This window comes from Parvibaculum sp., from assembly GCF_049672805.1.
In the GTDB taxonomy this organism is placed as follows: Bacteria; Pseudomonadota; Alphaproteobacteria; order Parvibaculales; family Parvibaculaceae; genus Parvibaculum.
In genome coordinates, this window is the sequence record NZ_JBATWS010000333.1 from 1 (window position 1) to 7,680 (window position 7,680).

Here is a 7,680-nt window from a genome sequence, read left to right on the forward strand (position 1 = left end):
GCCTTCATGCCGCTCTTCCTGAAGATGGGCATTGACCGGATTGCCGTTGGCGATACGCGGCTCGTCTTGCCGACACTCGCCATTCTGGCTCTGATGGTGTTGCGTTACGCAGCCTTCAATGCGGGCCGCCGCTTTGTGCGCGAAGTGGGGGTGGATGCGGCCTTCGAACTGCGCCAGCGGCTCTATTGGCATCTGGAACAGCAAGGCCCGGGCTTTTTCTCCCGCTTCACCACGGGCGACCTGATGGCGCGCGCCATCAACGACATCGCGCTGATCCGCCAGCTTATCGGCCTCGGCACGCGGCTTCTTTTCGTGCTCGGCTTTTCCGGCCTCATCGCCTTCATCTTCATGTTCTATCAGTCGCCCGGACTGACGCTTCTGCTGCTGCCTGCCCTGCCCGTCTTTGCGGTCATAGGCTGGATCATTGCGAAGCGGATCTTCGATCATTCCATGCTTGTTCAGGAGGGCTTCTCTTCCCTTTCCGAACAGGTGCAGGAAAACCTGAACGGCATCCGCACCATCCAGACCCATTCGCAGGAAGAGCGGGAGACGGCACGCTTTGAAGCGGCATCGCGCCGCTATGCGGATGATTATTACAGGCTGATGTCGCTGAACTCCGGCCTCACTTCCGCCATGCTGATCGCGACGGGCTTCACCACGCTCGTGGTGGTTGGCTATGGCGGGATGCAGGTGATTGACGGGGCGATGACGCTCGGCACCTTTACCGCCTTCATCTTCTATCTCAGCATGATGCTCGCGCCGATCCGCGAAGGCGGCATCATGGTGACGCTTTTCCAGCGCGGCGGATCGGCGGCGGCCCGCATTTTCGAGATACTCGATCACCCGCCGGAAATACGCGACGCGCCGGATGCCGCGCCGCTTGATGCCGTGGGCGGGGCGATCACCATTCGCCACCTCTCCTATACGCATCCGGCGAAAAAGGGCGAAGGCTTTCCCGCTCTCAAGGATGTGTCGCTCGACATCGAACAGGGCGAGATGATTGCGCTGCTTGGCCGTGTCGGCTCCGGCAAGTCCACATTGCTGCGGCTCATGGTGCGCCTTATTGATCCGCCACCCGGCGCCATCTATCTCGACGGGCGCGACATTCGCATGTTGCCGCTGGCACAGGTGCGGGGGCAGATCGCGATGGTGCCGCAAGACCCGTTCCTCTTTGCTACGCATATCGCGCAGAATATTTCCTACGACAATCCCGAGCGTGCCACGGATGAAGTCTGGCGAGCGGCGGAGAGCGCGGACCTTGAAACAACCATCCGCCGCCTGCCCGACCGGCTGGAAACGCTGGTGGGTGAACGGGGCGTGACGCTTTCCGGCGGGCAGAAGCAACGCGCAAGCCTTGCCCGCGGCCTCATCCGCGAGACGCCCGTTCTGCTGCTGGATGACTGCTTCTCCTCCGTTGATACGGAAACGGAAGAGTTCATTCTCTCGCGTCTGAAGGAATTGCGCCGGGGCCGCACGACGCTGATGGTCTCGCATCGCGTATCCACGGCGCGACATGCAAACCGCATTGTGGTTCTGGACGAGGGACGCATTGCCGAAATCGGCACGCATGAGGAACTGCTCGCCCGCGGCGGCCTTTACGCCATGCTTGAGCGCCAGCAGGGGCGGCGTGACGAGCTTGTTCAGGCGCTTGGAAAGGATACGGGAGGCGGCGCATGAGCAGCGGCGGCAACAAGGCGCGCAATCACTCCGTATTCGAGGATGAGATCGAAACACGCGGCTTCGACTTTCGTCTTCTCGGCCGCCTCTTTCGCTGGATGGCGCCCTATCGACGGGAGGGCTGGCTCGCGATCCTTTTCGTGATCCTCGCGGCAAGTGCGGCGGTGCTTGCCCCTGTCGTTGTGAGCCGCGTGGTGGTGGACGGCATTCTTCTTCCTGCGTCGGGCGAGGCAGCACCTGATTTCGGCCAGAAGGCACTCACAGCCCATCTGGCGACACTGCTCGATACACATCCGATCTTTGCTGCCTGCCTTCTCTTTGCGCTCTTGACGAGACTCTGCGCGGCATTCGGACATGGCTTTCGCATCATGCTGGCGCGCACGGTGCTGAACGGCCTGCGCGATCTGAGGCGCGATCTCTTCGCCCATCTGGAGCGATTGCCGTCGAGCTTCTATGACCGCGTGGCTGTCGGTCGCGTGATGACGCGCCTCACCAATGACATCGAAACGCTGTTCGAGCTTCTGGCGGGATTTGGCGTTCTGCTCGGGGAATTTGTTCCCTTCTTTGTGGCTGTCAGCGTCATGTTCACACTCAATCCGGCATTGACCCTTGAGCTTATGGTGCTGTTGCCGGTCGCCGCGCTTGCGACATGGATTTTCCGCATCGCCTCGCGGCAGGTCTATCGCAATATCCGCTCATCCCTCTCGCGGCTGAACGAAAACCTGCAGGAAAATCTCTCCGGCATAGAGGTGGTGCAGCTCTATGGGCGCGAGCAGATCAATTATGAGCGTTACACCGAGATCAACGAGGAAAACCGCAAGGAAGAGAACAGCGCGGTCCGCATCGAAAGCTATTACGGTCCCGCGATGGACAGCATGGCCTTTCTGGCGATGGCCGCGATTGTCTGGTTTGGCGGGCAACATGTCTTTGACGGAGCTGCGACGCTTGGCAGCGTGATTCTCTTTGCGCAATTTGCCGACATGATGTTCCGCCCCATCGTCGCAATGGGCGAACAATGGAACGTCGTTTTCCGGGCGATGGCGAGTTGCGAGCGCATCTTTCAGGCGCTGGACTGGGACGAGAAGCTCGATGTGCCAGCCGAACCAACGCCGCTGCCCCGGCATGGCGCGGGCCATGTCGTCTTCAACCATCTGACTTTCGGCTATTCGCCCGGCACGACCATACTGAAAGATGTGAGTTTCGACATTCGCCCCGGCGAAAAAGTAGCGATTGTCGGCCCCACGGGCTCAGGCAAGACGAGCCTTATCCGCCTGCTCTGCCGCTTCTATGATGTGCCACGCAATTCGATTCTGATTGATGGCGTGGACATCATGGATGCTGCGCCGGCTGATATTCGCCAGCGCATTGGCGTGGTGCTGCAAGACTTTCACATTTTTTCCGGAAGTGTTTACGACAACATCATGCTGGGCAATCCGGCCATCACGCGCGAGGCCGCGCGGGAAGCGGCACGCCTTGTTCATGCGGATCCTTTCATCCGCATGCTGCCGCAAGGCTATGACACGGTGCTGACGGAACGGGGACGCAATCTCAGCCACGGGCAGCGGCAATTGCTTGCCTTCGCGCGTGTGCTCGCGATGAACCCCGACATTCTCATTCTTGATGAGGCGACGGCGAGCATCGACACGGAAACCGAACTCATCATTCAGGATGCGCTTGCCCGTGTCACGGCGGGGCGGACCTCAATCATCATTGCGCACAGGCTGCAAACAATCCGTGAGGCGAACCGCATCGTGGTTCTTTCCGGCGGCGAAGTGCGCGAGATCGGCACGCATCAGGAACTCATCGCCGCCGGAGGGCTTTACAAGACGCTCTATGAGCTTCAGGTGCAGGATACAAAGGACAGGGCATAAACCGCCCGATCAGCACCGCTGCAGGATAACCGCCGTATTGTTGTTACCGGCCTGCACGGTCTCGGCGAGATTTCCGTTACCCCGCTGCACGATATAGGACTTGTTGTTGTTGCCATCCTGAACGGCAACGGCCTGATTTCCTGTGCCTGTCTGCTTGATTGTCGCGGTGTTTCCGAAACCCGACTGATAGGTCGCAGCATTGTTCACGCCGCCCTGCATGAAACCCGGCGCGCAGCCCCTGCCGCCCATCTTTCCCGTTGTCGGGACGCGATCACGCGTGATGAACGGAACGAGCTTGTCGATCTTTTGCTGGGGCATGTTCTTGTAGGTGACGGCCTTGCCCTGATTAAGGACGGTAAAGGCTCCATTGCCTGTCTGTTCGATCCTTACGGCACTCCCCGCCCAGGCAGCTGGCGATGCAAGCAGAAAGACAAGCAGAAAGGCGTTCGCCGCAATCAAGATCTTTTTCATTTCTCTCTCCTGCTCTTTCCGGCGCTTCTGCCGGTGTTCGTGATCTTCTCTTTAAGGAAGGAGAACTGATTGCCGCGTGAAGTTTCCGTTCAGGAACCATTCAGTCTGCATGCACCAGGCGCGACGAGACACACGCGACGCACACGCATTTTCAAAAATTGAAAAAATATGCGGGTGAACGAAAAATGAATGAGCGCTTCAGGTGGCACTCAGACGCGCCTCGCTAAAAAGGCATCGTCAACAGGACGCGCCACGATGGCCGGTCCACCAACAGGAGATGCACCATGAAGAAGTTCATTCTCACGACGAGCGCAATCGCAGCTCTTCTCGCGGCCGGCATCACCGGCGCGAATGCAGGCAACTCGGCCTCTGTCTATCAGAGCGGCAAGTACAATACCGGTGTCTATACGCAGAACGGCTACTACAACAAGGGTGCGATCCACACAGATGGACGCAGCAATCACTCCACGGCCGTGCAGCATGGTGAGTGGAACTATCTCTACCAGCAGCAGCTCGGCAACCGGAACACCGCCCTGACCGATCAGTATGGTCGCAACAACTACGCCGTGACGGGCCAGGAAGGCCGCAACAACTCTGCGGCGACGATCCAGACGGGCCGTAACAACACCTCCGGCATCGCGCAGATCGGCAACAACCACAAGGCGACGACCGACCAGCTGGGTTCGAACAACACCGCCGCCACCATTCAGGTTGGCAATGGTCAGAAGGCGAACACGGTGCAGACCGGCCACGGCAATACGAGCGTCGTCATTCAGGGCGGCTACTAAGCGAAATCATGGGGAGGCGGCGTGGTGTCGCCTCCCATGCGCCCTCCAAACCGGGAGCAATATAATGAAACTCATCAAATGGACATCACTGGTTTGCGTGCCCCTTGTTTTCGGCTGTGTCGCGGCCACGGCCCTGCCCTCCTCTCCCCCTGCTTGCGAGATACGGGCGAGCAACACGGCTGCGGGTCTGATGCTTGAAAGCGTCGTCTATGGCGCCCCCGGCACCTTCGGCAGCTATTCCTTCTCGCTTGAGAAATCCGGCCCCGCGGGCACGTCCAGCGTGTCACAGGGCGGCGATTATGAAATCGGACCCGAAGGCGAGGCGGTCGTCTCCGTCACGGAAGTGAACCGCGGCGCAAAGGATCGCTATAGCGCGCTGCTGACAGTCGAGGACGGTGCGGGCTATCACCGCTGCAGCTTCTGACGTGGTAGTTCGTTGCCGCTCGCGTCACACCGAAGCACAGCACCGGACAAGGGCGGAGCTGACGCTCCGCAGCAAATTGTCCGGACAAGGCAGAACCGGGCGGTTGTTCGCCCGATAAGAGCGACCGCCCGCCAGCCCCAATCCGGTTGCGAACAGCGATTTCCGATTTCGGGAGGTCTTCTTGGCTGGGGCGGGAGGACTCGAACCTCCGAATGGCGGAATCAAAATCCGCTGCCTTACCACTTGGCTACGCCCCAGCAGGCAGGCCCCGGATGGGGAGCCACGAAATGCGGCGGAACATACCGGCATAGAAATAGCGGTGCAACCGGCATGGACCGCATATAAAGCTTTCTCCCCCCTCTCCTTTATGCCGGATCGCGCTTGCAGGCCCCGATTTTGGCGGCTATAACGCCGCCTCGAAGCGGAGGCGGAGTGTGGCGCAGTCTGGTAGCGCACCTCGTTCGGGACGAGGGGGTCGCAGGTTCGAATCCTGCCACTCCGACCAGCTTCGAGGATGAAAGGCTCCCGGCGCGTCACGGCGCGGGAGCCTTCTTCATTTCAAGCCCGTCCTTGCGGAAATAGCGGCCTTCACAGCAAGACAGGCACCGTCCCTTTTCGCTACCATGCGCCACCCTTTTCAGTGGAGGAACACAGCATGGCCCCGGTTCTTTATGATTTCACCGCCGCTCCCAGCCCACGCCGCGCGCGCATTCTGCTGGCTGAAAAGGGAATCGCGCATGAAACGGTGCAGGTGGATCTGGCAAAGGGTGAACAGCTTGGCGATGCCTACCGTGCCATCAACCCGGCCTGCACGGTGCCTGCCCTGAAGCTCGATAGCGGCGTTGTGCTTACCGAGAATATCGGCATTGCTGCCTGGGCGGATGCCGTGAAGCCGGAGCCTGCCCTGCTCGGCTCTACACCCGAGGAGAAGGGCCTTGTTCTCGGCTGGAATGCGCGGATCGAGTTTGAGGGCTTCATGCCGGTCGCCGAAATACTCCGCAACACGTCAAAAGGCATGGTTGGCCGCGCCCTGCCGGGGCCGGTCAATTTCGAGCAGATTCCTGCCCTCGCCGAGCGCGGCTCCGTCCGCCTGACGCGTTTCTTCGACATGCTCGATGCCCGCCTTGCCGGTCGGGATTTCATCGCCATCGACCGCTTCTCGCTTGCCGACATTACGGCGCTTGTCTGTGTTGATTTCGCGAAATGGGTGAAGCATGAGCCGAAGCCGGAACATGCGAATCTGCTTCGCTGGCATGGTGCCGTCTCCGCCCGACCCAGCGCCAAGGCCTGATACCGCCATTTGACACAGCCCCCCGCCTCCTTATGATGCGCGCCACTCGATGGTTCCGGGGGCGCCCCAAAGGCGTTTCCGGAGGCAAGAGGGAACAGGGTGAGGTCGCTCCAAGGCCGATTCCCTGGCTGCCCCCGCAACTGTAAGCGGCGAGGCTCCGTTCCATTAATGTCACTGGCTGCTCAGGTCCTTCAGGCCGGCATCCCGGGAAGGCGGAACGAAGTCGATGACCCGTGAGCCAGGAGACCTGCCACCGGGTTCGTCATCTGCCATGGCCGGGGGTCGCCAGGGAGGGCGGCCTGTCTTTCGGCCTTTCGCCGTCGGCACTCCGTTTCCTTTCTGTCTTTCTCCCGCTCGCGGCACCAGGCGGCCGGGGTGGCCGCGCCAGAGAGACAGGAAGTAACATTCCATGAGAATCACAGGCTGGGGGGCCATCACGGCCCTGACTATTGCGGCACTTGCCGCCTTTCCTGCGCAGGCAGAAGAAACACTGGAAACAGGCGAGCTTCTGATCACGAGCGGCATCGAGCCGATCCCGACAAAGGAAGTGGCGGCGAGCTATACGATCATCACATCGAAAGAGATCGAGGCGCATCAATACAAGACCGTCACCGAGGCGCTGCAACGCGTGCCCGGTATTCATCCGGTGCAGCAGGGCGGCCAGGGTACGCTCACCTATTCCTTCATGCGCGGTGGCAACAGCAATCAGACGCTGGTGCTGGTCAATGGCCAGCCGGTGAACGATCCCTCTTCGCCCTCTGACGCGTTCAACTTTGCCGATATGACGACCGAGAATATCGACCGGATCGAGGTCGTGCGCGGCCCGCAATCGGCGCTTTATGGCAGTCAGGCCATGGGCGGCGTCATCAACATCATCACGAAAAAGGGTTCGGCCCTCCCCGCTTCCACGCTCCGTCTGGAAGTCGGAACCAACGGGCGCTTCAACACAGCCGGCACGACGGGCGGCAAAGTGGGCGGCACATCCTATTTTGTCTCCCTGTCGCGACAGGCTACGGATGGCCATGACGTTACGCCGAGCCAGTATCGCTTTGGCGTGCCGGAAGAGCGGGACGGCTATGAAAACATCACCGGCTCGCTTCAGCTTGACCGAGACTTCAATGCCAGTCTGCGCGGCTCGTTCTTTGCGCAATATATGGA

The 7,680-nt window shown here is 60.4% G+C and carries 7 protein-coding genes, 2 tRNA genes and 1 riboswitch; of the genes, 7 read left to right on the top strand and 2 right to left on the bottom strand.

The window, feature by feature from the left end; translation table 11 throughout:
• Positions 1 to 1,677 (top strand): ABC transporter ATP-binding protein (locus WBF74_RS10560; RefSeq protein ID WP_424439289.1); only part of this gene is annotated, 1,677 nt, incomplete at its 5' end.
• Positions 1,674 to 3,548: an ABC transporter ATP-binding protein gene (locus tag WBF74_RS10565; RefSeq protein ID WP_424439292.1), complete on the top strand. Its 1,875-nt coding sequence runs from the start codon at positions 1,674 to 1,676 to the stop codon at positions 3,546 to 3,548. The genes WBF74_RS10560 and WBF74_RS10565, both read left to right, overlap by 4 nt.
• A 9-nt stretch (positions 3,549 to 3,557) precedes the next feature.
• On the opposite strand, the gene WBF74_RS10570 is transcribed toward WBF74_RS10565, so the two are convergent.
• On the bottom strand, positions 3,558 to 4,019 hold the full coding sequence (locus WBF74_RS10570; RefSeq protein WP_424439295.1) for a hypothetical protein: 462 nt from the start codon (positions 4,017 to 4,019) through the stop codon (positions 3,558 to 3,560).
• 284 nt (positions 4,020 to 4,303) lie between these two features.
• Between WBF74_RS10570 and WBF74_RS10575 the strand changes: the two genes are divergently transcribed.
• Positions 4,304 to 4,807: a hypothetical protein gene (locus WBF74_RS10575; protein WP_424439298.1), complete on the top strand. Its 504-nt coding sequence runs from the start codon at positions 4,304 to 4,306 to the stop codon at positions 4,805 to 4,807.
• A 64-nt stretch (positions 4,808 to 4,871) separates the two neighbouring features.
• Positions 4,872 to 5,231, top strand: a complete 360-nt coding sequence (csgH, locus tag WBF74_RS10580; RefSeq protein ID WP_424439301.1) for a curli-like amyloid fiber formation chaperone CsgH — start codon at positions 4,872 to 4,874, stop codon at positions 5,229 to 5,231.
• Positions 5,232 to 5,413: 182 nt separating this feature from the next.
• Here the strand turns inward: csgH and WBF74_RS10585 are convergent.
• Positions 5,414 to 5,488 (bottom strand) — tRNA-Gln (locus WBF74_RS10585).
• A gap of 171 nt (positions 5,489 to 5,659) precedes the next feature.
• Between WBF74_RS10585 and WBF74_RS10590 the strand changes: the two genes are divergently transcribed.
• The 3 genes from WBF74_RS10590 to WBF74_RS10600 all read left to right on the top strand — a co-directional run.
• Positions 5,660 to 5,736, top strand: a tRNA-Pro gene (locus WBF74_RS10590).
• A 150-nt stretch (positions 5,737 to 5,886) separates the two neighbouring features.
• On the top strand, positions 5,887 to 6,522 hold the full coding sequence (locus WBF74_RS10595) for a glutathione S-transferase family protein (protein ID WP_424439304.1): 636 nt from the start codon (positions 5,887 to 5,889) through the stop codon (positions 6,520 to 6,522).
• Positions 6,523 to 6,564: 42 nt separating this feature from the next.
• Positions 6,565 to 6,791: riboswitch (cobalamin riboswitch) on the top strand.
• Positions 6,792 to 6,931: 140 nt separating this feature from the next.
• A partial coding sequence (locus WBF74_RS10600) for a TonB-dependent receptor (protein ID WP_424439307.1) occupies positions 6,932 to 7,680 on the top strand: 749 nt, incomplete at its 3' end.